The organism is Mycobacterium rhizamassiliense (genome assembly GCF_900157375.1).
GTDB lineage: Bacteria > Actinomycetota > Actinomycetes > Mycobacteriales > Mycobacteriaceae > Mycobacterium > Mycobacterium rhizamassiliense.
The window spans coordinates 3,845,237-3,867,174 of record NZ_LT721901.1 but is presented as its reverse complement, the minus strand read 5'-3'; the positions used below and the strand labels follow the sequence as shown (position 1 = coordinate 3,867,174).

The window sequence follows — 21,938 nt, the reverse complement described above, 5'->3', positions numbered from 1 at the left end:
AGGTTTAGAGTTCTTAGCCGAGCAAATAGTTTGTCGACAACAAGTGTTGCCAATGGCGGTGGTCCGCAGCGGCGAGCGGAAGGCGGTCAAGGTGGGTGCCATAACCCGGGCGCTCAGGCGAGCGTGGATACCTGTGCTGTTGGTGGTGGTGCTCTCCGTATCGGCCTTGGTGGTGTCGCGACTGCACAAGATTTTCGGGTCCGAGGACCTCAACGCGAATGCGGGCAAGGGGATCGAGATCGTGCAGTTCAACCCGAAGGTCGTCGTCTACGACATCTCCGGCCCGCCAGGCGCCACCGCGAGCATCAACTACTGGGACGAGAACGCCAACACCCACCAGATCGACAACGCCCCGCTGCCCTGGTCGACGACGATCTCGACGACGCTTCCCTCGGTGAGCGCCAACGTCATGGCGCAAAGCGACGGCAGCGCGATCAGCTGCAAGATCACGGTGGATGGCGTCGTCCGCGATACACAGAAGTCCGACGGCCATAACGCCCAGACCTTCTGCCTGGTGAAGTCCGCATGACCGACATCGACAAGACCGAACGCGACGCGAGCACGGCCGACACGGGCCCCATCCAAACGAAGAGCCCCAGCATGGCCGACCGCGGCCACCGGCCCTACCTCCCCCACGCGATCCGCATCTTCGCGATACCGATCATCCTGATCTGGGTGTTCGTGACGGTCCTGGTGAACGTCATCGTTCCGACCCTGGAAGTCGTCGGCGAGGCGCACTCCGCCCCGATGGCGCCCCTGGACGCGCCGTCGATGAAGGCGATGATGCGCCTGGGTCACAACTTCCACGAATTCGATTCCAACAGCACGGTGATGATCGTGCTGGAGGGTCAGCAACCGCTGGGCCCCGACGCACACAAGTACTACGACAAGCTGATTCGCGACCTACGCGCGGACCCGAAGCACATCCAGCACATCCAGGACTTCTGGGGCGACCGGCTCACCGCCGCGGGCGCACAGAGCGCCGACGCCAAGGCCGCCTATGTGCAGATCAACCTCGCCGGTAACCAGGGCACCACGCAGGCCAACGACTCCGTGGACGCCGTCCGCAAGGTGATCGAAGAGAACAAGGCGCCGCCCGGCGTCAAGGCCTACGTCACCGGTCCCGCGGCGCTGTCCGACGACATGCACCTCATCGGCAACGCCAGCCTGGCCACGATCACGCTGTTCACCCTCGGCGCCATCGCGATCATGTTGCTGCTGGTCTACCGGTCCATCGTCACCACCGTGGTCCAGCTGTTCATGACCTTTGTCGCCCTGGCGTGCTCGCGCGGTGTCGTCGCGGTTCTGGCCTATCACAACGCCTTTGGGCTCACCACCTTCGCCGCCAACATCCTCACCATGCTGGCGATCGCCGCCGGGACCGACTACGGCATCTTCCTGGTCGGCCGCTATCAAGAGGCCTTGCGCGCCGGCGAGGATCGAGAAACCGCGTACTACACCACATTCAAGGGCGTCGCCCCGGTGGTGTTGGGGTCGGGCCTGACGATTGCCGGGGCGACCTACTGCCTGAGTTTTTCGCGGCTGCCCTGGTTCAACACCATGGGCGCACCCGTCGCGATCGGTATGCTGGTCGTGGTCGCGGCAGGACTGACGCTGGGCCCCGCGGTGGTCTTCATCGGCAGTCGCTTCCACCTCTTCGAGTCCAAGCGGGTCGCCAGGCAAGGCCGGCTGTGGCGGCGGGTGGGCACCGCGGTAGTGCGTTGGCCCGCACCCATTTTGGCGGTCAGTACCGCGGTGGTGCTGGTCGGCATGATCGCTCTACCGAGCTTCCACACGAGCTACAACGACCGCCATTACCTGCCGTTGTCGGCGCCGTCCAACCAGGGGCAGGAGGCCGCGAACCGGCACTTCTCCGAGGCCCGGATGAACCCCGACCTGTTGATGGTCGAGTCCGACCATGACATGCGAAACCCGGCCGACATGCTGGTGTTGGACCGGGTGGCGAAAAACGAGATGCGCACGCTCGGCATCGCCATGGTCCAGGACATCACCCGGCCGCTGGGCATTCCGATTCAGCACAGCTCGATTCCGTTCCAGAACAGCATCCAAAGCCAGACGACGATGCAGAACATGTCCTTCCTCAAGCAGCGCATCGAGGACATGCTCAAGATGACCGACGACCTGCAGACCCAGATCGAGACCACGCAACGCCAGTACGAGGTGTCGCTGGATCTGGCCAACGCCGCCGACGACAGCGCAAGAACCACGAAGGTCACGTCGCAGATCACCGACACCCTGCGCGACCACATCGCGGATTTCGACGACACCTTCCGGCCGGTGCGCACGTACTTCTACTGGGAGAAACACTGCTACGACGTCCCGTTGTGCTACGGGCTGCGCTCCCTGTTCGACACGCTGGACGGCTTCGACCAGCTCGCCGAGCAGTTCCACTTCCTCACGGCCGACATCGAGCACACCGCCAAGGCCACCCACGACCTGAACGCGCTGTTTCCGATCCTGATCAACACGCTGAAGGCGACCAGAGGCATCCAGCTGACGCTGTACCAGACGTCCAAGGCGCTGATCGACCAGATGGAGGCGATGAGCAACACCGCCATCGTGATGGGGCAGAGCTTCGACAACTCCAAGAACGACGACTTCTTCTACCTGCCGCCGGAAGCCTTCGACAACCCCGATTTCCAGACGGGTCTGCGAATGTTCCTGTCGCCGGACGGTAAGTCGGCGCGGTTCTTCATCACCCACCAGGGCGACCCGATGTCGCCGGAGGGCATCGCGCGGGTCGACGCGGAACGCACCGCCGCGCAGGAGGGTTTGAAGCAATCCTCGCTGTCGGATGCCAGGGTGTATCTCGGCGGAACCGCCGCGACCTTCAAGGACATGGCCGACGGCGAGAAATACGACCTGATGATCGCCGTGGTGTCGGCCCTGACGCTGATCTTCATGATCATGCTGCTGCTCACCCGCAGCGTGGTGGCCGCGCTGGTGATCGTCGGCACCGCGGCCAGCTCGATCGCCGCGTCATTCGGTCTGTCCGTGTTGATTTGGCAGGACTTGTTCGGCATCAGGATCCACTGGATCGTGATGGCGCTGTCGGTCATCATCCTGTTGGCCGTCGGCTCCGACTACAACCTGCTGCTGGTATCGCGGTTCAAAGAGGAGATCCATCGCGGCCTCAAGACCGGGATCATCCGGTCGATGGCCGGCACCGGTGGGGTGGTGACGGCCGCGGGGCTGGTGTTCGCCTTCACGATGGCGTCGATGCTCGGCAGTGACCTGCGGGTGCTGGGGCAGTTCGGGTCCACGGTCTGCATCGGTCTGCTGCTCGACACGTTGATCGTGCGAACGCTGTTGATGCCGTCGATCGCGACCCTGCTCGGGCGCTGGTTCTGGTGGCCGCTCGTCGTGCACCCGCGCGGTGACTACGGTCGTCCACCCGTGCCCGCCGCGAAGCCCGCCCCGTCAGGCGTCAGCAGCTAGGTCCACGCACACCGCGACGGCCCCTGGGCCCACGTGCACACCGAGCACCGGCCCCAGCGACGTGATGATGGCGGGCGCGCAGGACGGTAGCCGCTGCGCCAGCGCGGCCGCCACCTCGTTCGCGCCGTCCGGGTTGACGACGTGGTGCACCGCCAAGGCGGCGGGGCCGTCGCCGACCGCCTCGCAAACCCGGTCGAGCATCGCCGCGGTCGCTTTGGTGACCGTCCGGACCCGTTGGGCCAGAACGAGTTTGCCGTCCTCGATACACAGCAGCGGCTTGAGCGACAGCGCGGTGCCCAGCCACGCCTTGGCGCCGCCGATCCGGCCGCTGCGCCGCAGGTTGTCCAGCCCGTGCACGACGATGAACGCGCGGCTGCGCCTCACCGCCGAGCTCGCCGCATCGGCCACGCCGTCGAGGTCGCCACCCGCGGCGGCGGCGCGCGCGGCGGCCAGTGCGATGAACCCGGTGCCCATCGCCGCCGATCGCGAGTCGACAACCCTTACGGCGGGCCCGATCTCGGCCGCAACCCGCTGGGCCGCACCGCAGGTGCCCGACAGCGCCGACGAAATGTGCACCGCCACAACACCCTCGCCCCCGCTGTCGGTTAGCGCCTGGCGGTAGGCGGCGTCGAGTTCGGCGGGGGTGGCCGCCGCGGTCGTCGCGTGGTGCCGATAGATCTCATCGGGAATCTCGTCCACACTGTCGCGCAGATCGTCACCGTCGAGCAGAACATGCAGCGGCACAACGCGTATCGCACCTTCGGCCAGCAGATCGGCCGGCAGGCGCGATGACGCATCGGTCACCACCACGACGGGCATAGGTCAGCCGCGCGGTTTCTCGGTCGCCACATCGGCTTGATTGCGCGGCTTCTCCTCATCGCGCTGCGCGCTCTGCATCGTCGCCACGCCGGCCTCGGCCAGCGCCTTGAGCATCAGCTCCGCGACCGCCTGGTGGGCCTCGAAATTCCAGTGGATGCCGTCGGGATTGCCGCGCCCGCTCATCACCTGTTCGGCCACAGCGGCTTTGAGGTCGACCAGGGGAACGTCGTGTTCCTGCGCCCAGTCCGTGATCGCCGCAACGGTCCCCGGCCGGCCGTGATGCGCACGGCCGTAGGTGTCCGCCATGTGCACCGACGGCAGCGACGCCACGATGGGGATGCCGGGGCGGTTGAAATCGATTGCGTTCCGGGTCTGTTCGAGGTAGTCGGCACTCAGGCGCGGGGGCAGGGCGGGCCTGGCCACCGGCGAGAGCCGCGGCTGCAGCCACCCGTAGCCGTCGCGGGCCCAGCGCCGCAGCCACGGTGGCCGCACATAGCGGATCAGCTCGCGCAACGCGGTCGGCAGCACCGACGGCAGGGAATCCATCCCGCTGGTCGCGAATATCACCGCGCCCGCCCGCGGCAGCGCCGCCCAAGCGCGGGGGTCCTGGGTCGCTGCCCACCAGACGTCCCGGCAGGTCCAGCCGATGCGACCGATCAGCTCCACATCCCAATCCAATTGGGCGGCAACGATATTGGGCCAGATGCGAGGATGGTCGGCTGGCAGGCCGCCGGTCGGGCCGTAGTAGGACAGCGAGTCGGCGAAGATCAGCAGCGTGGGCCGCGCGTCAGAGGACATCGTTGGACACCTGGGCCGAAGCGTTCCACACGTCAAGGCGCCAGCGGATGTCATCCAGGCCGGCGGCGTCGTCGGAATGGCCCGACAGCTGCACCCAGCTGGCATTGCCCATGCCGCCCAGGACCGGCCAGTTGTCGACCGGAAGTTTCAGCAGCGCGGCGACCAACGCCGCGATCAGGCCGCCGTGGGCCACCAGCACCACCGGCCGGCCCGGCTCGTCCGCATCGCCCCACTCCGGTTCGCCGGACACCAGTTCCGCGACCAGCGGCACGCTGCGCGCGGCGACGTCGACCCTGCTCTCCCCGCCGTGCGGCGCCCACGTCGCGTCGTCACGCCACGCCAGCCGCGCACCGGGGGCCTCCGCGTCAACCTCGGTGTGCGTCAAGCCCTGCCAGTCGCCCAGGTGCGTCTCCCGGAGTCGCTGGTCCGCCCGCACCCGCAGCCCGGTCCGCTCCCCCAGCATGATCGCGGTGTCGTAGGCGCGATGCAGATCCGACGAAACGATCAGCAGCGGCTGCAGTTTGCCGAGCACCTCGGCCGCGGCCACCGCCTGGGCGCGACCCAGTTCCGTCAGGTCGGAATCCAGCTGCCCCTGCATCCGGCTGTCGGCGTTGAAGTCGGTTTGGCCGTGGCGCAACATGATCAGACGACGGATTCTCATGGCGCGCTCGCCGAGCCCTGGGAGTCGTCCGGCTCCTCGGTCAAATTCACCAAGACCACAGGGCAATCGCCCCACAGTCGGTCCAGCGCATAGAAGTCGCGATCGTCCTGATGCTGGATGTGCACGACGATGTCGCGATAGTCCAACAGCGTCCAACGACCTTCCCGGGTGCCTTCGCGCCGCGCGGGCTTGTGGCCGGCCTGGCGCATCTTCTCCTCGACCCCGTCGACGATGGCGTTGACCTGTCGCTCGTTGGAGGCCGAGGCGATCACGAAGCAATCGGTGATCACCAGTTGCCCCGAGACGTCGATGACGACGACGTCGTCGGCGAGCTTGGCGGCCGCCGCGTTGGCCGCCACCGTCGCCATGTCGACGGCTTCCTGGGTGGCGCTCATGCCGACCCCTCGGCAGCCGGCTTGGTGTAGAGCCGGCGCTTGGACACGTATTGCACGACGCCGTCGGGCATCAGGTACCACAGTGGCCGGCGCTCGACGGCGCGCTCGCGGCAGTCGGTCGATGAGATCGCCAGCGCCGGGATCTCGACGAGGGTCAGCGCGTCCTTGGCCAGCTCGCCCAGGACCCCGGTGATGTGCTCGTGGTGCAGCTCGTACCCGGGGCGGCTGACCCCGACGAACCGCGCCAGCTCGAACAGCACCTCCCAGCCCTGCCAGGACAGGATGGACGACAGCGCGTCGGCGCCGGTGATGAAGAACAACTCGGAATCCGGGTTCACCGCGCGCAGATCCTGCAGGGTGTCCTTGGTGTAGGTGGGGCCGACGCGGTCGATGTCGACCCTGCTCACCGAGAACCGGGGATTGGAAGCCGTGGCGATCACCGTCATCAGGTAGCGGTCCTCGGCGGCCGAGACCTCCCGGGTCTTCTGCCACGGCTGGCCGCTGGGCACGAACACCACTTCGTCGAGGTCGAACAGGTCGGCCACCTCGCTGGCTGCGACCAAGTGGCCGTAATGGATGGGATCGAACGTCCCTCCCATCACTCCCAGCCTGCGACGGTGTTTTTGCACGATGTGCCAGCTTACTTGAGGCCCCGGGGCGCCCCGATTGCCGAGCCGACCGCCGCGAGGTCGTGTAGAAGATCCCTCTGGACAGTTCGCCGGTCGCACCGCTCGACGGGAGGCCTCCGCTCGCCGAAGCCATGGCCCCCGAGGACGAGAACGAGCCCGGCCCTCTCGAGCTGCGCTGGCTCGTGTATCGGAAAGCAGGATCAGACCGGTAGCAGTTGGTCGATCACGGCGGCCAGCTGCTTGGCCGAACGGCATTCGTGCATGGTGATCACATCCTGGTAGCGCGGCACCGCCGAGTCGCCGCTGCCCCACAGGTGTTTGGGCTCGGGGTTGAGCCAGTGCGCGTGCCGGCTCGCGTTGACCATGTCGTCAAGGATCTCGAGCGCCGGGTCGCGGTAGTTGGTCCGGCCGTCGCCAAGGATCAGCAGCGAACTGCGCGGCGACAGTACATTCGGGTTGGCCTGCACGAACGACTCGAACGCGTTGCCGTAGTCGGAGTGGCCGTCGCGGCTGTACACGCCGGCCTCCCGGGTGATCCGCTGAATCGCCACGGCCAGGTCGCACTCCGGGCCGAACATGTGCGTCACCTCGTCGGTGGTGTCGATGAAGGCGAACACGCGGACCCGCGAAAACTGTTGCCGCAGCGCATGTACCAGTAGCAGGGTGAAGTGGCTGAAGCCGGCGACCGAACCCGACACGTCGCACAGCACCACCAGCTCAGGGCGCGCCGGGCGCGGCTTGGCCAGCACCACGTCGATCGGCACGCCGCCGGTGGACATAGACTTGCGCAGCGTCTTGCGCAGGTCGATCGCGCCGGCGCGGCTGCGCCGGCGGCGCGCCGCCAGCCGGGTAGCCAGGGTGCGGGCCAACGGCGCTACGGCTCGTTGCATCTGGCGGAGCTGGTCGCCGGAGGCGCGCAGGAACTCGACGTTCTCCGAAAGCTGTGGGATGCCGTACATCTGGACGTGGTCGCGGCCGAGCTGCTCGGCGGTACGGCGTTTGGTCTCGGCGTCGACCATTTTGCGCAACTGCGAAATACGCTGGGCGGCCATTGCTTTGGCGATCTGCTCCTGCGTCGGCGACGGCTCGTCGCCGTACGGGGCGAGCAGCCCCGCCAGCAGCTTGCCCTCCAATTCGTCCAGCGCCATCGCCTTGAGCGCCTGATATGACGAGAAGGACGGGCCACGGCTGGAGCTGTATTTGCCGTAGGCCTCCACGATCCGCGCGATCATGGCGACCAGGCGTTCGTCCATGTCGGCCAGCTCGGGGTTGTCGGTCAGCAGATCCAGCAGCATCTGGCGCATCGCGTCGACGTCGTCGTCGGGCAGCGAGGCGTCACCGGAGAACGTGCCGGACTCGTCGTCGGACACGACCGTCCGTTCGCCCAACGCCGCGGGGAACCACAGGTCGAACATCGCGTCGTACGTCTCGCGATGCTCGGGCCGCCGCAGCACCGCGCAGGCAAGGCCCTCGCGCAGCACCTCGCGATCGCTCAGTCCGAGGGTGGCCATCACCCGGCCCGCGTCCACCGTCTCCGACGGTCCCACCGAGATCCCGCTTCCGCGAAGGGCTTCCACGAAGCCGACCAGGTGGCCCGGCAGGCCGTGCGGGGCCAGCGGGCGGGACGGACGGATGCGGCGGATGGCCATCAGTTGAGCCTTAACTCCCCGGAGGCGCGCTGCTGGTCGGATTGGTGTTTGAGAATCACGCCGAGCGTCTGGGCTACCACCGCGTCGTCGATGGTGTCCAGGCCGAGCGCGAGCAGCGTGCGGCCCCAGTCGATGGTCTCGGCGATGGACGGCACCTTCTTGAGTTGCATTCCGCGCAGCACCCCGATGATCCGCACCAGCTCCTCGGCCAGGTGCGCGGGCAGTTCGGGCACGCGGGACAACAGGATTCGACGTTCCAGGTCGGGGCTGGGGAAGTCGATGTGCAGGAATAGGCAGCGGCGCTTGAGCGCCTCGGACAGCTCACGGGTCGCGTTGGACGTCAACACCACGAACGGTGTCCGGGCCGCGGTGATCGTCCCGAGTTCGGGGACGGTCACGGCGAAATCGGAGAGCACCTCCAGCAGCAGGCCCTCGATTTCGATGTCGGCCTTGTCGGTTTCGTCGATCAGCAGCACGGTCGGCTCGGTGCGGCGGATGGCGGTCAGCAGCGGACGCTGCAGCAGGAACTCCTCGCTGAACACGTCGTCTTTCGTGGACTGCCAGTCGCCGGACCCGGCCTGAATGCGCAGGATCTGCTTGGCGTGGTTCCACTCGTAGAGCGCGCGGGCCTCGTCGACGCCCTCGTAGCACTGCAGCCGAACCAGGCCCGCGCCGGTGGCCTGCGCGACGGCGCGGGCCAGCTCGGTCTTGCCGACACCGGCCGGACCCTCCACCAGCAGCGGCTTACCCAGCCGGTCGGCCAGGAACACCGCCGTCGCGGTGGCGACGTCCGGCAGGTAACCGGTCTCGGACAGCCGCCGGGCGACGTCGTCGATGTCGGTGAAAAGGGGGGTGGGCCGGGCGGGCACACTCACGATCAGGTTCTCCTAAAGCGTTGTCGGCGAGGGGTTTCAGGCCGGACGGATGTGGCCGTCGCCCCACGCAATCCATTTGGTCGAGGTCAGTTCCGGCAGCCCCATGGGACCGCGGGCGTGCAGCTTCTGGGTGGAGATGCCGATCTCGGCACCGAAACCGAACTGCTCACCGTCGGTGAAGGCCGTCGAGGCGTTGACCATCACGGCCGCCGCATCGACCCCATCCGTAAACCGTTGCGCGGCAGCCATATTGCTGGTGACGATCGACTCGGTGTGCCCGGTGCCGTACTCGTTGATGTGGGAGATCGCGGCGTCGACACCGTCGACGACGGCCACCGCGATCTCCATCGCCAGGTACTCGCGGCGCAGATGATCGTCGTCGGGGTCGAGGTGCACGGTCACTCCCGAATCCTGCAGGGCTCCGACCAGCCGGGGCACCGCCTGCTCGGCGATCGCGGCGTCGACCAGCAGGGTCTCGGCGGCGTTGCAGACGCTGGGCCGACGGGTCTTGGAGTTCAGCACGATTCGTTCGGCCACGTCCAGGTCGGCACCCTCGTGCACGTACACATGACAGTTTCCGACACCGGTCTCGATGGTGGGCACCTGCGCGTCGCGCACCACCGCGTCGATCAGGCTCGCTCCCCCGCGCGGGATCACCACGTCGACGAGGCCGCGGGCCTGGATCAAGTGCGTGACGGTGGACCGGTCGTCGGCCGAGAGCAGCTGGACCGCGTCGGCGGGCAGGTCCTCGCTGACCAGCGAGGACCGCAGCACCTCGACCAGCGCCTGGTTGGACCGCGCCGCCGACGAACTGCCGCGCAGCAATACCGCATTGCCGGACTTCAGCGCCAAACCGAAGGCGTCGACGGTGACATTCGGGCGTCCCTCGTAGATCATCCCGATCACGCCGAGCGGAACCCGCTGCTGGCGCAGCTGCAGGCCGTTGGGCAGCGTGTAGCCGCGCAACACCTCCCCGACCGGGTCGGGCAGCCCCGCCACCTGCCGCAGTCCGGCGGCGATACCCTCCACGCGCGCGGCGTCCAGGGCCAGCCGATCCAGCATCGCCTTCGAGGTACCCGCGTCCCGGGCCGCCTTGAGGTCTTCGGTGTTGGCCGCCAGGATTTGCTCGGTGTTTGCCACAACGGCTTGGGCAGCGGATTCCAGGGCCTGATCTTTGGCAACAGTCGGCAATAACGCCAGCACGCGCGACGCGACGCGGGCACGTCGTGCAGCGTCGTGCACCTCCCGGCGCAAGTCAGGACGCGATGGTGCTTGCAGACTCATTTATCCAGGGTATCGGGCTTTAACGGGCCAAGTTAAGCGGGCCGCTGTTGGCCGTCGCTACCCCACCAACTCGCCGCGCTCGGCCTGGCGCACCTTGCTTTGCCGCTCCTCGAGGATGTGGCCAAAGTTCTGCAGCAGCAACGGTTCACGCATCACCAGCGCCTCCAGGTGTTCACGCTCGATCTCCAGCGCGGTCACCTCGTCGATCGCATACGCGGTGGCGAGGTTGGGTTGCCGGGTCAGCGCGGTCAGACCCAGAAACTCGCCCTCCTCGATTGTGCTGATGTCGATCACCCCCCCGTCCTCGGTCGTGGCCGCCAGCCGGACCCGCCCCGAGACCAGGAACGTCATCGCGGAGGGCACCTCGCCGGCGTATTCGACGGTCTCGTCGGCGCCATAGCGCACGACTCGCGCGCTCGACTGCAGCAACTGCTGATCGGGGACGCTCAGCCGCAACACCGGCGCCACCACCATGCGCAGCGCGAACTCGATGCGTTCCCTGGTCGAGTAGTCGTCATCGGCATCGTCGAGGTGCAGGTCCTCGCGGCGTGCGGCGTACCAGATCCAGCGCAGGAAGGTCGCTCGCGCTGCGCCCTCGTCGGCGGGTGAATTCAGCCCGATGCTGGTCGAATACTCGCCGGCCCCGGCGGGCGCCGAGCGAGGCTGGCTGCCCGCCTTGAGCTGCGGCAGCCCGCCGGCGACACGGGTCAGCATCGCGCACACCCGGTCGGGCGGATCGGCCGTGGAAAAGGTGGTCTTCACCGACACTTTGTGCTTGTCCGGCGGGCGGCTCAGGTTCGTGAACGGCGTGCTGGCCAGCACCGAGTTCGGGGTGATCCGCGTGCCGCTGCCCGTGTCGATGTGGACTGCGCGCCAGTTCACCTCGACGATTCGTCCCCGCGCGGTGGACGTGTCGAGCCAGTCGTTGATGCGGAAGGGTTGCTCGAACAACATGAACAGGCCCGACACGATCTGACCGACCGAGTTTTGCAGCATCAGACCGATCACCACCGAGGTGACGCCCAGCGCGGTGAACAGGCCGCCGACCCGGACGCCCCAGATGTAGGACAGGATCAGCGTGAGTCCGACGCCGATCAGCGCGAACCGGGCGACATCGATGAAGATCGTCGGCAGGCGTTTACGCCAGCTGTCTTCGGGCGCTCCCTCGAACACCGTGGCGTTGAGCCCCGACAGCAACAGCACCAACACCAGGAATCCGAACAATGTGCTGAGAATTTGCACCAGGCCGTCTCCGGCCGGGATTTGCACGGCGTTGACGAGCAACAGCAGCAGGGCACCCAGTGGCCACAAGAAATTGCGCAACAGGCCGACCTGCCGGGCCAGGCGACTGTTTCGGCGCAGCAGGGCGTGATGCAATTCGGTGAGCAGGATGACCCCGACCGGGAATCCCAGCGCAACACCGACGGCCCAATAGAACCAAGAAGAGTGGAAAAGGTTCACTACCGCTCCAACAGCCGGTAAATCGGTTGATCGACTCCGCCAACCGAAATGGTTCCGGCGGGCGCGAATTGCCGCACATCCTCCAATGCCTGGTGTACTTGAGAACTGACGTAGATGCCGGGTTGCGGTGCGCCACTGTGCATTTGGTAGGCCAGGCTGACCGCGGCGCCCCACATGTCATAGACCAGGCTGGACCGGCCCACCAACCCGCTGACGACGTTGCCGGTATTGATGCCCACTCGCATCCGCAGATCACGGCCGGTCTGATTGTTGAACCGATCGATGATCTGGCGCATTTCCAGAGCGAACTCGACGCTGCGGTGAATGCTATCCAGCCGAGGGGTCACGACCCCACAGCTGGCCAGGTAACCATTGTGGAAGGTCCGGATCCGTTCGACGCCACGGGATTCGGCGGCGGCGTCGAATTGCCGGAATAGGTCGTCGACGATACCGACCAGTTCGTCGCCCGACATTTCGTTGGACATCTCGTCGAGGCCGACGATATCGGCGAAGATGATCGCGACGTCTTGGTGCTTCTGCGAGATGGTCTCCTGACCCTCGCGATATCGTTGCGCGACCGACTCGGGCATCAGCGCGAGCAACAGGCGGTCGTTCTCCTTGCGCTGCTCGGCGAGCAGCTCTTCCTTGATCGCCAGATTGCGGCTCATCTCGTTGAAAGCCGCAGTGAGGTCGCCTACTTCGTCACGTGAGGTCACCGGGATGTTGACCTCGTAGTCACCGGAGCTGATCTTCTGCGTCCCGGCCTGCAACCGCCGAACCGGCCGCAGCAGCACCTGAGCGAGCAACATCGACGCGACGCAGACCGCGAAAATCATTGTCGAGACACCGATTACCAGTGTTTTGCTGAACCTGCCCAGCCGCGCAAAGGCATCGGAGTCGTCGCGTGTTACCAGGATCGCCCAATGCAGGTCCGAATGCGGCACGGTCAACGGGGCGTACGCTTCCATCTCCCTGTTGCCCGTGTAGTCGGTGTCGGTGACAGTCCCGGTCTGTCCGCGTAGGGCGGCGCGAACGCCCGCGCTCGGAACCGCTTGCTGCAGAATCGTGGTTCCCAATTCGATCGCCCTGTTGGCCACCTCGGGCGCAGTCCCGTTGGCCACGGCCTCACGCCGGTATTCCTCAGGGTCTTCCAGGAACAGGCGCGAATCCGAGCGCATCAGATTGTCGGGGCCCACCAGGTATGACTCGGTCGACGAGCCCATGCCCGCGGCTTCCCACTGTTTGTCGGCGGTCAGGATCCTGTTGATCTTCGCGGTCGGCAACGGCCACGCCATGACGCCATCGATCTTTCCGTTCATCCCGACCGGCGACACCACCCATCCGATGGGGGCATCCAGCGCGGGCTGGTACGACTGGAAGTCGGTGAGCCAGACGAAGTCGACGTCGTTGGAGCGCAAGGCTTTTTGGTACGCATCGCGCAGCTTGGATTCCCGGTACGGGCCGGTGAGAATGTTGGTGCCGAGGTCGGGACCCTTGTCCACGGAGTAGACCACGTCGCCCTGGTTGTCGAGTAGCAGCACGTCGTGGTAGTCGAAGCGCGTGACGATTCCGCGCATGTAGAAGTCGAATCGGGCGTTGGCCGCCGACCAGGCGCTGCCATCGCCGGCATCCACGATGGGCAATGGACCACCGTTCGGCCTCGGGGCTGCCGTGTAGTACGCCTGAATGTACTTCTGCGCGTTGGAACTCGGCATGACCGCTTTGATATCGACCGTCTCGCCCGTGATGCGTTTGATCGGCTTGATCATCTCGCTGTCGTAGTAGTTGACGAGCGCCTGTTCCTGGGCGGGCGTGATCGTCGCGTTGGCCAATTGGTTGAAACCGGCCGTGAGGGCGTCCAACGCCTGGACGATGCTGAACCCGCCGCTGTAGGTGATCAGCGAACTCCTCACCTCCTTGAAAAGCGCCTCCAGCTCCCGCTTCTGCGACTCGCGCAATTCGGTCAGCCGGTCGGCCTCGACTTGGCGCAGCGCGTTGCGACCGGACACCGCCCCGATGAGGCCGACCACCGACACCGACAACACGCTGCAGAGCAACAGCGTCATCAGCAGCTTGGATTGGATGCCGATCCGAAAGAAGTGCCGGCGCCGAAGCTTGAGGGTCTTCTGCAGCTCGCTCTCTTCGGCCGCCGGATCCTCGTCCGGGGCCGGCGTGCCCTCGGGTTCGGAGGCGGGTCGGGCGTCTGTCAACTCGCTCGATGTCAACGCAGCCCACTTTCCTCGGAAAAGACTCAGCACCGCTAACGCAGCACAGTAGCGCGCGGAGGCAAAGAAATCGGCGTTTGCGCGCCGCAATTACCGCCAAAATGCAGGGCACACGCGGCTAACGTCGGTGGAATGGCGCGGGTATGCGTAGTCGGGAGCGTCAACCTAGACCTGACCGTGGACGTGGCTGCGCTGCCGCGCCCGGGCGAGACGGTGTTGGCGTCGTCGTTGACCTACGCGCCCGGTGGCAAGGGCGGCAATCAGGCCGTGGCCGCGGCGCGCGCGGGCGCGCACGTCGAGTTCGTCGGCGCGATCGGCGACGACCCGGCCGCCGAAAGGTTGCGGGCCCATCTGCAGTCCAACGGTGTTGGCCTCGACGGAACAGTTACCGTGCCCGGCCCGAGTGGCACCGCGATAGTGGTCGTCGATGCCCGCGCCGAGAACTCAATCGTGGTCGCGCCCGGCGCCAACGGCCAGCTGAGCCTGCGCGCCGCGGACCTGCCCGCGGCCATTGCCGACTGCGATGTGTTGTTGACCCAGTTGGAGATTCCGGTGACCGCAGCGGCGGTGGCCGCGCGGGAGGCCGGCTCGCGCGGGGCGGTCGTCATGGTCAACGCGTCACCGGCCGGCCGGGACCGAAGCGCGCTGGCTGAACTGGCGGACGCGGCGGACGTGGTGATCGCCAACGAAGCCGAAGCCGAGGAATGGCCTTGGCGGCCAACGCACTTGGTGACGACGCTCGGCGCCCGCGGCGCCCGCTGCGTCAGCGCCGACGACGAGTTCTGGGTGCCCGCCCCGACGGTCCAGGCGGTGGATACCACCGGGGCCGGCGACGTGTTCGCTGGAGTGTTGGCGGCGAACTGGCCCCGCAACCCGGGTTCGCGGGCCGAGCGCCTGGCCGCGCTGCAGCGCGCCTGCACCGCGGCCGCGCTGTCGACGCTGGTGCCCGGCGCCGGCGACTGCGCACCGAACGCCGAAGCGATCGCAGCGGCGTTAGTCCGGTGCGCTACCTAGTTGGTTGTCGGTGGTGGTTGCGGCTGGAAGGGTTCGTACCACCACCAGTCGGCGCGCTCTACCACCACCAGTCGGCGCGCTCGCCGGTAGGTCCGGGACACGGTGAGACAGCGGGCGGGGCCAGGTTGGGCGGACGCGCGAGCGATCCTGAGTTGAGCCGTCGACCGGAGCTGTCGGTGACAACGAGATCGTCTGCGGGCCCGGTGATCGTGATGACGCCGCGGTGGTGCAACCGATGGTGATACGGGCACACCAGCACCAGGTTGGCCATGTCGGTGGGGCCGCCGTCCTCCCAGTGCCGGAGGTGGTGCGCGTGCAGACCGCGGGTGGCACCACAACCCGGGACCGCACACATGGGGTGGCGGTGCTCGAGGGCGCGGCGAAGCCGCCGGCTGATCTGGCGGGTCGCTCGCCCGGCTCCGATGACCTCGCCGTCACGCTCGAACCACACTTCGCAGGTGGCATCGCAGGTCAGGTATTGGCGTTCGGCGTCGGTGAGCAGCGGGCCCAGATGCAGTGCCGCGGCGCGCTGCTCCGCATCGACGTGCACCACCACCGTGGTGTGCTGCCCATGGGGTCGGCGAGCCGCCTCGGCGTCCCACCCAGCCTCCACCAGGCGCAGGAACGCCTCGACGGTGCCCGGAAACGGCGGTACCTGGTCGCAGGCGCAATCGCCATTGTCGTGGTCGCGCTTCCAGTCGGCGACCAACGCATCACGATGCGACGCCAACGCCGCGTCGAACTTCGCCGCGTCGTGGTGCGGAAGTCTGATCCGCCAACAACTGCCCTCGTCGTCGGAGGCCTTGGTGATCGAGCGCTGAAATTCCGGCCGCGACTCAGGTTCGAACCTCGGTTCCAGCTTGACCGCGGTACGCAACTGGCTAACAGTCGCGACCGCGGCGAGCTCCGCGTAATGCGCATCGGATCCCTCGCCCGCCCGCGCCGCAATGACACCGACCTGATCCAGCGACAGCCGACCCTCGGCCATGCCCCGCGCGCAGCGAGGAAACTCCGGCAGCCGGCGCGCGATCGTCGTGATGGTGTGGGCATTTGCCGAGGACGAGCCGAGCTTCCAAGCCACCAACGCCGGCACCGAGCGCGCACCCGTAGCACCCCACAATTCGTCGCGCTCGATCTCGGCGACGATCTCTACAGTGCGCCCGTCAATCGCGTTGCGCTGACCGGCCAACTCCGCCAACTCCTCAAACAGCACATCCAGACGTCGCGGAACGTTTTCTGCCAGCGGAGGCGCAGCGGTCGAGAACATGACGCCATCATCGCAGGGGGGTCCGACAAGTTTCGGCGCTCAACCCGCCCCACGGCGTGGCCGCCGTCATTTACCCAGCGGCACAGCGTGACCGGCACCTACGAGCGCTAGTCCTCGGGAACCTCGCTGTCGATCTCGGCGAGCCAGATGCGCGCCGACATGTCCGACGGGGCACGCCAGTCGCCGCGCGGCGATAACGAGCCCCCGTGAGAAACCTTGGGGCCGTTGGGCAGCGCGGAGCGCTTGAACTGGCTGAACGAGTAGAACCGCTGCACGAAAATCTGCAGCCAGTGCCGAATCTCCTTGAGCGAGTAGGACGGTCGTTTGTCTTCGGGGAATCCGGCCGGCCAGTGGCCATGCTCGGGGTCGCTCCAGGCATGCCAGGCCAGGAAAGCGAGCTTCGACGGCCGGAATCCGAAGCGCAGCACATGGAACAGCGAGAAGTCCTGCAGGGCGAACGGACCGATCTTGGCTTCGCTGCTCTGCAGCTCTTCTTCTTCGCCGCTGGGGATGAGTTCCGGGGTGATCTCGGTGTCCAGCACCGACTGCAGCACCCTGCCCACCTCGGACTCGAACTGGTGCGACGCGATGATCCAGCGGATCAGGTGCTGGATCAGCGTCTTGGGCACCCCGCCGTTGACGTTGTAGTGCGACATCTGGTCGCCGACACCGTATGTCGACCAGCCCAGCCCAAGCTCCGACAGATCGCCGGTGCCCAGCACGATGCCGCCGCGCTGGTTGGCCAGCCGGAACAGGTAGTCGGTGCGCAGGCCGGCCTGGACGTTCTCGAACGTGACGTCGTAGACCTTCTCCCCGCGGGAGAACGGGTGATCCATCTCCTTGAGCATCAGCGCCGCGGTGTCGCGGATGTCGATCTCGGCGAAGGTCACACCCAGCGCCGCGCACAGCTCGATCGCGTTGCGCTTGGTACGTTCTCCCGTCGCGAACCCCGGCAGCGTGAACGCGAGAATGTCGCTGCGGGGCCGCTTTTCGCGGTCCATTGCGCGGGCCGCGACGATCAACGCGTGTGTCGAGTCCAGGCCGCCGGAGATCCCGATGACGACCTTCGGGTAGTCCAGCGCGCGCAGCCGCTGTTCGAGGCCGGAGACCTGGATGTTGTAGGCCTCGTAGCAATCCTGTTCCAGCCGTTGCGGATCGGCGGGGACGAACGGGAAACGCTCCACCTGCCGCCAGAGTCCGATGTCGCCGGCGGGCGGGTCGAGCCGGAATTCGATGTGCCGGAACGATCCCGACAATGCGCGGTGATGACGGCGGTTGTCGTCGAAGGTGCCCATCCGCAGCCGCTCGGCGCGCAGCAGTTCGGTGTCGACGTCGGCGACCGATCGCTGCTCGCCCTTGGGGAAGCGCTCGGATTCGGCGAGCAGCACGCCGTTTTCGTAGATCATGGTCTGGCCATCCCACGCCAGGTCGGTCGTCGATTCGCCCTCCCCCGCGGCGGCGTAGAGGTAGGCGGCCAGGCACCGCGACGACGCGGAGCGGGCCAGCAGGTTGCGGTCCTCGGCGCGACCGATCGTGATCGGGCTGCCCGACAGGTTCGCCAGCACCGTCGCTCCCGCCAACGCGGCCTCGGCGCTGGGCGGAATGGGCACGAACATGTCCTCGCAGATTTCGACGTGCAGCACGAAATCGGGAAGGTCGGATGCGGCGAACAACAGATCGGGGCCGAAGGGCGTCTCGATGTCGCGGATCCGGATGGTGCCGCGTTCGTCGTCTCCCGGCGCAATTTGGCGGCGCTCGTAGAACTCGCGGTAGGTCGGCAGGTACGACTTCGGCGCCACTCCGAGCACCGTGCCGCGGTGGATAACCACGGCGGTGTTGTAGATGCGCTGCCGGTGGCGCAGCGGGGCGCCGACGACCAGGACCGGCAGCAGATCGCGGGATGCCGCGACCACGTCGAGCAGGGCGGCTTCGACGTCGTCGAGCAGCAGGTCCTGCAGCACGATGTCTTCGATCGAGTACCCGGACAGCGTCAGCTCCGGGAAGATTGCGATCCCGACGCCGTCGTCGTGGCACTCGCGGGCCAACCGCAGCACCGACTCCGCGTTGGCCGCCGGATCACCGATGGTGGTCCGGTGCGTGCATGCGGCAACGCGGACAAAACCCTGGCTGTAACTGTTGTAGAAGTCCATCGCCCTTCCATTGTCGCCCAACCGGTGTCAACAAGTATTCGCCGGGTATCACCCACGCATGGGCAATACCGCTGTGTTGGTCGTCGACATGATGAACACCTATCAGCATCCCGACGCCGAACTACTGATGCCCAACGTCGGCACAATCATTGATCCACTGGCCGATCTGGTCCGCCGCGCACGCGAATCGGGCGACGTCGACCTGATTTATGTCAACGACAACTACGGCGACTTCACCGCCGAATTCGGCGATCTCGTCGAATCAGCGTGTAACGGCGCGCGTCCCGATCTGGTGGAGCCGATCGTGCCGTCGAAGGGCAGCCGGTTGCTGACCAAGGTGCGCCACAGCGCGTTCTACGCGACTCCCCTGGCGTATCTACTCAATCGGCTCGACACCGAGCGACTGATCGTCACGGGCCAGGTCACCGAGCAATGCATCCTGTACAGCGCGCTCGACGCCTACGTGCGTCATCTGCAGGTCGTCATCCCGACCGATGCCGTCGCCGGTATCGACGACGAACTCGTCGCGGCGGCGTTGAAGATGATGGAGGCCAACATGTCCGCCGAGCTGACGACGGCAGCGGACTGCTTGGGTTAGTCCGATAACCAAAAGTGTTGAATGAGAATGCATTTTGCACAGCAAAGCCGTCTGAGCGCGACCTCAGTCGACGCAGCGAATCCTCGCATCTGAGTGACTAGCTTATTCCCGCGCGAGCTCTAAAATAATCGAGGTGGCGGATGCACTACGGGTCAGCAATGAGGGGCTGCAAGTACTGGCAGCCCATTGCGACGCGGTGTCAGCGAGCTTGGTAGCAGCGGCTCCGGTGCCGACTGTTGGGCCGCCAATCCAGGCGACTTCTGGCGCCGTCGGTACCGCTTACGCGGTTATCAACGGCCTGATTAGCAGCTTGGCGGGACGAGCGCAGACAAGCGCAGACAAGGCCAGCGTGACAGGCGCCGAGTTTGACCTCACCGACGCTGCCGGTGCACATAGTGTCAGCGCAATCGAACAGGCTTAACCGATGGCTGCGGTAGTTGGCGTCTGAGCCACCCCCGCACTGGCACGGTCCGCATGTACTAGGCGATGGCGCTGAAGAACCGTGGGAAGACGATCACCATTGATAAGCAACACCTTCGTTAGGCTGAGTCCATGACCCCGACCGAGCTCGTCGACATTGCCTTGACTGATGATGAACGTCGGCTTTTGTTCCACGGCCTTAACGAATATGGCGGCTCGATTCAATACAAACCTGTAATGACCCGGGCTTTAGGATTATCGGACCGCGATACCTTCTATGACCTGATCCAACGGCTCCTCAACGCTATTGGGCAAAATCAACCGCTGTCCAAGCTCGATTGGGCCCGCGTTGTCTTCCTGACTGAAGTCTCCTGGGTAAGTACCCTGGTCGGCTCAGGGCTCGACTTCGCAACCAACTTCCGCGACGACGCGGCCGCACCACTACTGCGCTCCGTACAGTGGAAAATCAATCGCCATGGCATCGACGGCAGTGTGCTATCTCCGGAGCACACAGATGGGCAAACCTAATCGCACCCGACTCTCGGCGCGGCAATGCCACCAACTCCTTAGGCTGGTCTCATGACCGAATCGGAACTGATCGACCTCGGCCTAACTGACGATGAACGTCTGCTCATTTCACACGGACTCAGCGAATACGGTGGGCCTATCCGCGGACAAGTCGTGATGACTCGGGCTTTGGGGTTATCTGATTCAGGAGCTTTCAATGATCTCGTTGCACGACTGCGAGGCGCAATTTTTCGGAAACAACCGCTATCTAAGCTTGATTGGGCGCGTGCAGTCTTCCTCACCGAAGTCTCCTGGGCGAGTGACCTGGTCGGCTCCGGGTTGGACTTCAAGACCAACTTTCATGACGATGAAGCTGCGCCGCTACTGCGCTCTATTCAGTGGAAGCTGAATCGTCTAGAAATCGGAGGAAGCTTGCTCTTTACCGAGCACGTTGATGAGCATGGCTAGTCACACACGCCTCCGTTGCGCATGACGTAGGGACCACCACCTAGCGGCCCGGCAATGCGATCGGGTTCAGCCCAGCCGGACCAGCGCCCGGCGACTGGAATGGGATGGACGGCAACGAGTTTGCAGCCCCTTGTAGTGGGAACGGCATGTTCCCGTTCGCGAGCGAGGTCATGAAGCCGGGGCATTCCATCTGAATCGCCATGCTGGTGACCATCCCGGCCATGTTCGGCGAAAGTCCCGTACTTCCAGACACTTTCGATGCTATCGACGCCAGGGTCGCACCCGGCTTGACCAACGATGGGCAGATCGATCTGCCGAGTCCGGCGATGGCGTTGCTCACCGAACCGTTGTTGGCAACCCCTGCGCCGGTCAGCGCGTTCGCGATGGGGTCGTTGGGCGCGTCGGCGTGCGCGGAAGCGGACAACGCTGCGCCGGCGGCGGCGACACAAGCCGCAACCGCCAATGGACGAAGGGCTACCGAAGCCGCATTGATGAGGCCTGCCCATCTCGTCCGTGTCGTCAATGGGCGGGACGTCATCAGTGCAGCCATGCATCGCTCCTCGGCGCTTGGTGAAGTGCACGACCGTGCACCCCCCACACGTCGAAGACGTTGACCGATTCGTTACAAAACGATGCCGAGTCCCCATGGTCAAAAATGCGTAACGTTTGGGTGGCAAATGCAGAACAGTATGGTGTGGCAAGAGGCAACATGGCGAGGAAAGCCCAGGTCGTCGCTGTTTTCTCGGTCTGTGCTGCGCTCATAACGGCTTCGAACGCGGTTGCCGCTCCGGCGGCGCACGCCGACAACCTGGGCAGCGCGATGTACAGCGGCCTCCCGGGGCTTCGCCCGGCGTGCGGCCCGATCGGCGACGATCCGCGCCTGACCGCGGCAGCGCAGCGCCACGCCGACGACATGCTGCGCACCGGCATCAACGGCCACGTCGGTTCGGATGGCTCGTCACCCCGGGCGCGCATCACGCAGGCGGGCTACCGGGCCCACGCCACCGGTGAGGTCGTCTATTGGAGCACCGGAGCCGCCGCGAATCCGGCCTCGATCCTCGACATGTGGATGAATAGCCCTCCACACCGGGCGATCATCCTGAACTGCGCATTCAACTCGGTCGGGTTTGCCACCGCCTCGGACGGCAACAGATTGACCGCCGTCGGCGACTTCGCGTCTTAGTTAACCCACGCCGGGCCAAGCCGTTTCGGCTCACCACCGCCGAAATCACAACTCAATCAACGAAAATTGCAAGCTC

General features: G+C 65.9%; 19 protein-coding genes and 1 pseudogene. 7 read left to right on the top strand and 13 right to left on the bottom strand.

The annotated features are described in order from the left end of the window. The first annotated feature begins 52 nt into the window (after positions 1–52). On the top strand, positions 53–529 hold the full coding sequence (locus MRAB57_RS18775; protein ID WP_173813945.1) for an MmpS family transport accessory protein: 477 nt from the start codon (positions 53–55) through the stop codon (positions 527–529). Next, entirely contained in the window at positions 526–3,459 is a 2,934-nt protein-coding gene (locus MRAB57_RS18770) for an MMPL/RND family transporter (RefSeq protein ID WP_077088684.1), read from the top strand. The genes MRAB57_RS18775 and MRAB57_RS18770 overlap by 4 nt, the downstream gene beginning before the upstream one ends. Here the strand turns inward: MRAB57_RS18770 and MRAB57_RS18765 are convergent. The 10 genes from MRAB57_RS18765 to MRAB57_RS18720 all read right to left on the bottom strand — a co-directional run bounded on the left by MRAB57_RS18765 (position 3,442) and on the right by MRAB57_RS18720 (position 14,255). Further along, positions 3,442–4,278: a DegV family protein gene (locus MRAB57_RS18765; protein WP_077088683.1), complete on the bottom strand. Its 837-nt coding sequence runs from the start codon at positions 4,276–4,278 to the stop codon at positions 3,442–3,444. The two genes, MRAB57_RS18770 and MRAB57_RS18765, sit on opposite strands and share 18 nt — an antisense overlap. A gap of 3 nt (positions 4,279–4,281) precedes the next feature. Continuing rightward, positions 4,282–5,076: a diglucosylglycerate octanoyltransferase gene (gene octT / locus MRAB57_RS18760; protein WP_077088682.1), complete on the bottom strand. Its 795-nt coding sequence runs from the start codon at positions 5,074–5,076 to the stop codon at positions 4,282–4,284. After that, complete coding sequence (gpgP, locus tag MRAB57_RS18755; protein WP_077088681.1) at positions 5,066–5,737, bottom strand: glucosyl-3-phosphoglycerate phosphatase; 672 nt, start codon at positions 5,735–5,737, stop codon at positions 5,066–5,068. Before gpgP ends, octT begins: the two co-directional genes overlap by 11 nt. Beyond that, a complete protein-coding gene (gene rsfS, locus MRAB57_RS18750) occupies positions 5,734–6,132 on the bottom strand; it encodes a ribosome silencing factor (protein ID WP_077088680.1) in 399 nt (132 codons plus the stop codon). The genes gpgP and rsfS overlap by 4 nt, the downstream gene beginning before the upstream one ends. Further along, positions 6,129–6,761 carry a nicotinate-nucleotide adenylyltransferase gene (gene nadD, locus MRAB57_RS18745; RefSeq protein ID WP_077088679.1) on the bottom strand — a complete coding sequence of 211 codons (633 nt, stop codon included), beginning with the start codon at positions 6,759–6,761 and terminating at the stop codon, positions 6,129–6,131. The genes rsfS and nadD overlap by 4 nt, the downstream gene beginning before the upstream one ends. Positions 6,762–6,961: 200 nt before the next feature. Then, a complete protein-coding gene (locus tag MRAB57_RS18740) occupies positions 6,962–8,410 on the bottom strand; it encodes a vWA domain-containing protein (RefSeq protein ID WP_077088678.1) in 1,449 nt (482 codons plus the stop codon). Continuing rightward, entirely contained in the window at positions 8,410–9,285 is an 876-nt protein-coding gene (locus tag MRAB57_RS18735) for an AAA family ATPase (protein ID WP_077088677.1), read from the bottom strand. Before MRAB57_RS18735 ends, MRAB57_RS18740 begins: the two co-directional genes overlap by 1 nt. Positions 9,286–9,321: 36 nt before the next feature. Continuing rightward, complete coding sequence (locus MRAB57_RS18730) at positions 9,322–10,569, bottom strand: glutamate-5-semialdehyde dehydrogenase (protein WP_077088676.1); 1,248 nt, start codon at positions 10,567–10,569, stop codon at positions 9,322–9,324. Positions 10,570–10,626: 57 nt separating this feature from the next. Beyond that, positions 10,627–12,030, bottom strand: a complete 1,404-nt coding sequence (locus tag MRAB57_RS18725; RefSeq protein ID WP_077088675.1) for a mechanosensitive ion channel domain-containing protein — start codon at positions 12,028–12,030, stop codon at positions 10,627–10,629. Continuing rightward, entirely contained in the window at positions 12,030–14,255 is a 2,226-nt protein-coding gene (locus tag MRAB57_RS18720) for an adenylate/guanylate cyclase domain-containing protein (RefSeq protein WP_077088674.1), read from the bottom strand. Before MRAB57_RS18720 ends, MRAB57_RS18725 begins: the two co-directional genes overlap by 1 nt. Positions 14,256–14,387: 132 nt before the next feature. Between MRAB57_RS18720 and MRAB57_RS18715 the strand changes: the two genes are divergently transcribed. After that, positions 14,388–15,269 (top strand): ribokinase, encoded by an 882-nt coding sequence (locus MRAB57_RS18715; protein ID WP_077088673.1) that lies wholly within the window; start codon positions 14,388–14,390, stop codon positions 15,267–15,269. On the opposite strand, the pseudogene MRAB57_RS18710 reads toward MRAB57_RS18715, so the two are convergent. Both MRAB57_RS18710 and MRAB57_RS18705 read right to left on the bottom strand, forming a co-directional pair. Beyond that, positions 15,266–16,536 (bottom strand): annotated as a pseudogene (locus MRAB57_RS18710) (HNH endonuclease signature motif containing protein). The gene MRAB57_RS18715 and the pseudogene MRAB57_RS18710 overlap by 4 nt on opposite strands. 107 nt (positions 16,537–16,643) lie before the next feature. Further along, entirely contained in the window at positions 16,644–18,686 is a 2,043-nt protein-coding gene (locus MRAB57_RS18705) for an NAD(+) synthase (RefSeq protein ID WP_077088672.1), read from the bottom strand. A 58-nt stretch (positions 18,687–18,744) separates the two neighbouring features. On the opposite strand from MRAB57_RS18705, the gene MRAB57_RS18700 reads away from it, so the two are divergent. The 3 genes from MRAB57_RS18700 (at position 18,745) to MRAB57_RS28630 (ending at position 20,679) form a co-directional block, all read left to right on the top strand. Next, positions 18,745–19,284: a cysteine hydrolase family protein gene (locus MRAB57_RS18700; protein ID WP_077088671.1), complete on the top strand. Its 540-nt coding sequence runs from the start codon at positions 18,745–18,747 to the stop codon at positions 19,282–19,284. Between the two features lie 552 nt (positions 19,285–19,836). Continuing rightward, entirely contained in the window at positions 19,837–20,232 is a 396-nt protein-coding gene (locus MRAB57_RS18695; protein WP_077088670.1) for a hypothetical protein, read from the top strand. Between the two features lie 51 nt (positions 20,233–20,283). Beyond that, the gene (locus MRAB57_RS28630; RefSeq protein ID WP_157900632.1) at positions 20,284–20,679 is read left to right on the top strand and encodes a hypothetical protein; all 396 of its coding nucleotides are present in this window, start codon (positions 20,284–20,286) and stop codon (positions 20,677–20,679) included. A gap of 40 nt (positions 20,680–20,719) precedes the next feature. Here MRAB57_RS28630 and MRAB57_RS18690 read toward each other — a convergent pair whose 3' ends face one another. Continuing rightward, the gene (locus MRAB57_RS18690) at positions 20,720–21,229 is read right to left on the bottom strand and encodes a DUF732 domain-containing protein (protein ID WP_083743454.1); all 510 of its coding nucleotides are present in this window, start codon (positions 21,227–21,229) and stop codon (positions 20,720–20,722) included. A gap of 159 nt (positions 21,230–21,388) precedes the next feature. Here MRAB57_RS18690 and MRAB57_RS18685 point away from each other — a divergent pair, with 159 nt between their 5' ends. Beyond that, a complete protein-coding gene (locus MRAB57_RS18685) occupies positions 21,389–21,862 on the top strand; it encodes a CAP domain-containing protein (RefSeq protein ID WP_173814038.1) in 474 nt (157 codons plus the stop codon). The last annotated feature ends 76 nt before the right edge of the window (positions 21,863–21,938 follow it).

Bases quoted from the DNA above. Each gene is read 5' to 3' on its own strand.
- MRAB57_RS18775 (WP_173813945.1), top strand. From the start codon at position 53: ATGGCGGTGGTCCGCAGCGGCGAGCGGAAGGCGGTCAAGGTGGGTGCC.
- MRAB57_RS18770 (WP_077088684.1), top strand. From the start codon at position 526: ATGACCGACATCGACAAGACCGAACGCGACGCGAGCACGGCCGACACG.
- MRAB57_RS18765 (WP_077088683.1), bottom strand. From the start codon at position 4,278: ATGCCCGTCGTGGTGGTGACCGATGCGTCATCGCGCCTGCCGGCCGAT.
- octT (WP_077088682.1), bottom strand. From the start codon at position 5,076: ATGTCCTCTGACGCGCGGCCCACGCTGCTGATCTTCGCCGACTCGCTG.
- gpgP (WP_077088681.1), bottom strand. From the start codon at position 5,737: ATGAGAATCCGTCGTCTGATCATGTTGCGCCACGGCCAAACCGACTTC.
- rsfS (WP_077088680.1), bottom strand. From the start codon at position 6,132: ATGAGCGCCACCCAGGAAGCCGTCGACATGGCGACGGTGGCGGCCAAC.
- MRAB57_RS18740 (WP_077088678.1), bottom strand. From the start codon at position 8,410: ATGGCCATCCGCCGCATCCGTCCGTCCCGCCCGCTGGCCCCGCACGGC.
- MRAB57_RS18730 (WP_077088676.1), bottom strand. From the start codon at position 10,569: ATGAGTCTGCAAGCACCATCGCGTCCTGACTTGCGCCGGGAGGTGCAC.
- MRAB57_RS18715 (WP_077088673.1), top strand. From the start codon at position 14,388: ATGGCGCGGGTATGCGTAGTCGGGAGCGTCAACCTAGACCTGACCGTG.
- MRAB57_RS18705 (WP_077088672.1), bottom strand. From the start codon at position 18,686: ATGGACTTCTACAACAGTTACAGCCAGGGTTTTGTCCGCGTTGCCGCA.
- MRAB57_RS18700 (WP_077088671.1), top strand. From the start codon at position 18,745: ATGGGCAATACCGCTGTGTTGGTCGTCGACATGATGAACACCTATCAG.
- MRAB57_RS18695 (WP_077088670.1), top strand. From the start codon at position 19,837: ATGACCCCGACCGAGCTCGTCGACATTGCCTTGACTGATGATGAACGT.
- MRAB57_RS28630 (WP_157900632.1), top strand. From the start codon at position 20,284: ATGACCGAATCGGAACTGATCGACCTCGGCCTAACTGACGATGAACGT.
- MRAB57_RS18690 (WP_083743454.1), bottom strand. From the start codon at position 21,229: ATGGCTGCACTGATGACGTCCCGCCCATTGACGACACGGACGAGATGG.
- MRAB57_RS18685 (WP_173814038.1), top strand. From the start codon at position 21,389: ATGGCGAGGAAAGCCCAGGTCGTCGCTGTTTTCTCGGTCTGTGCTGCG.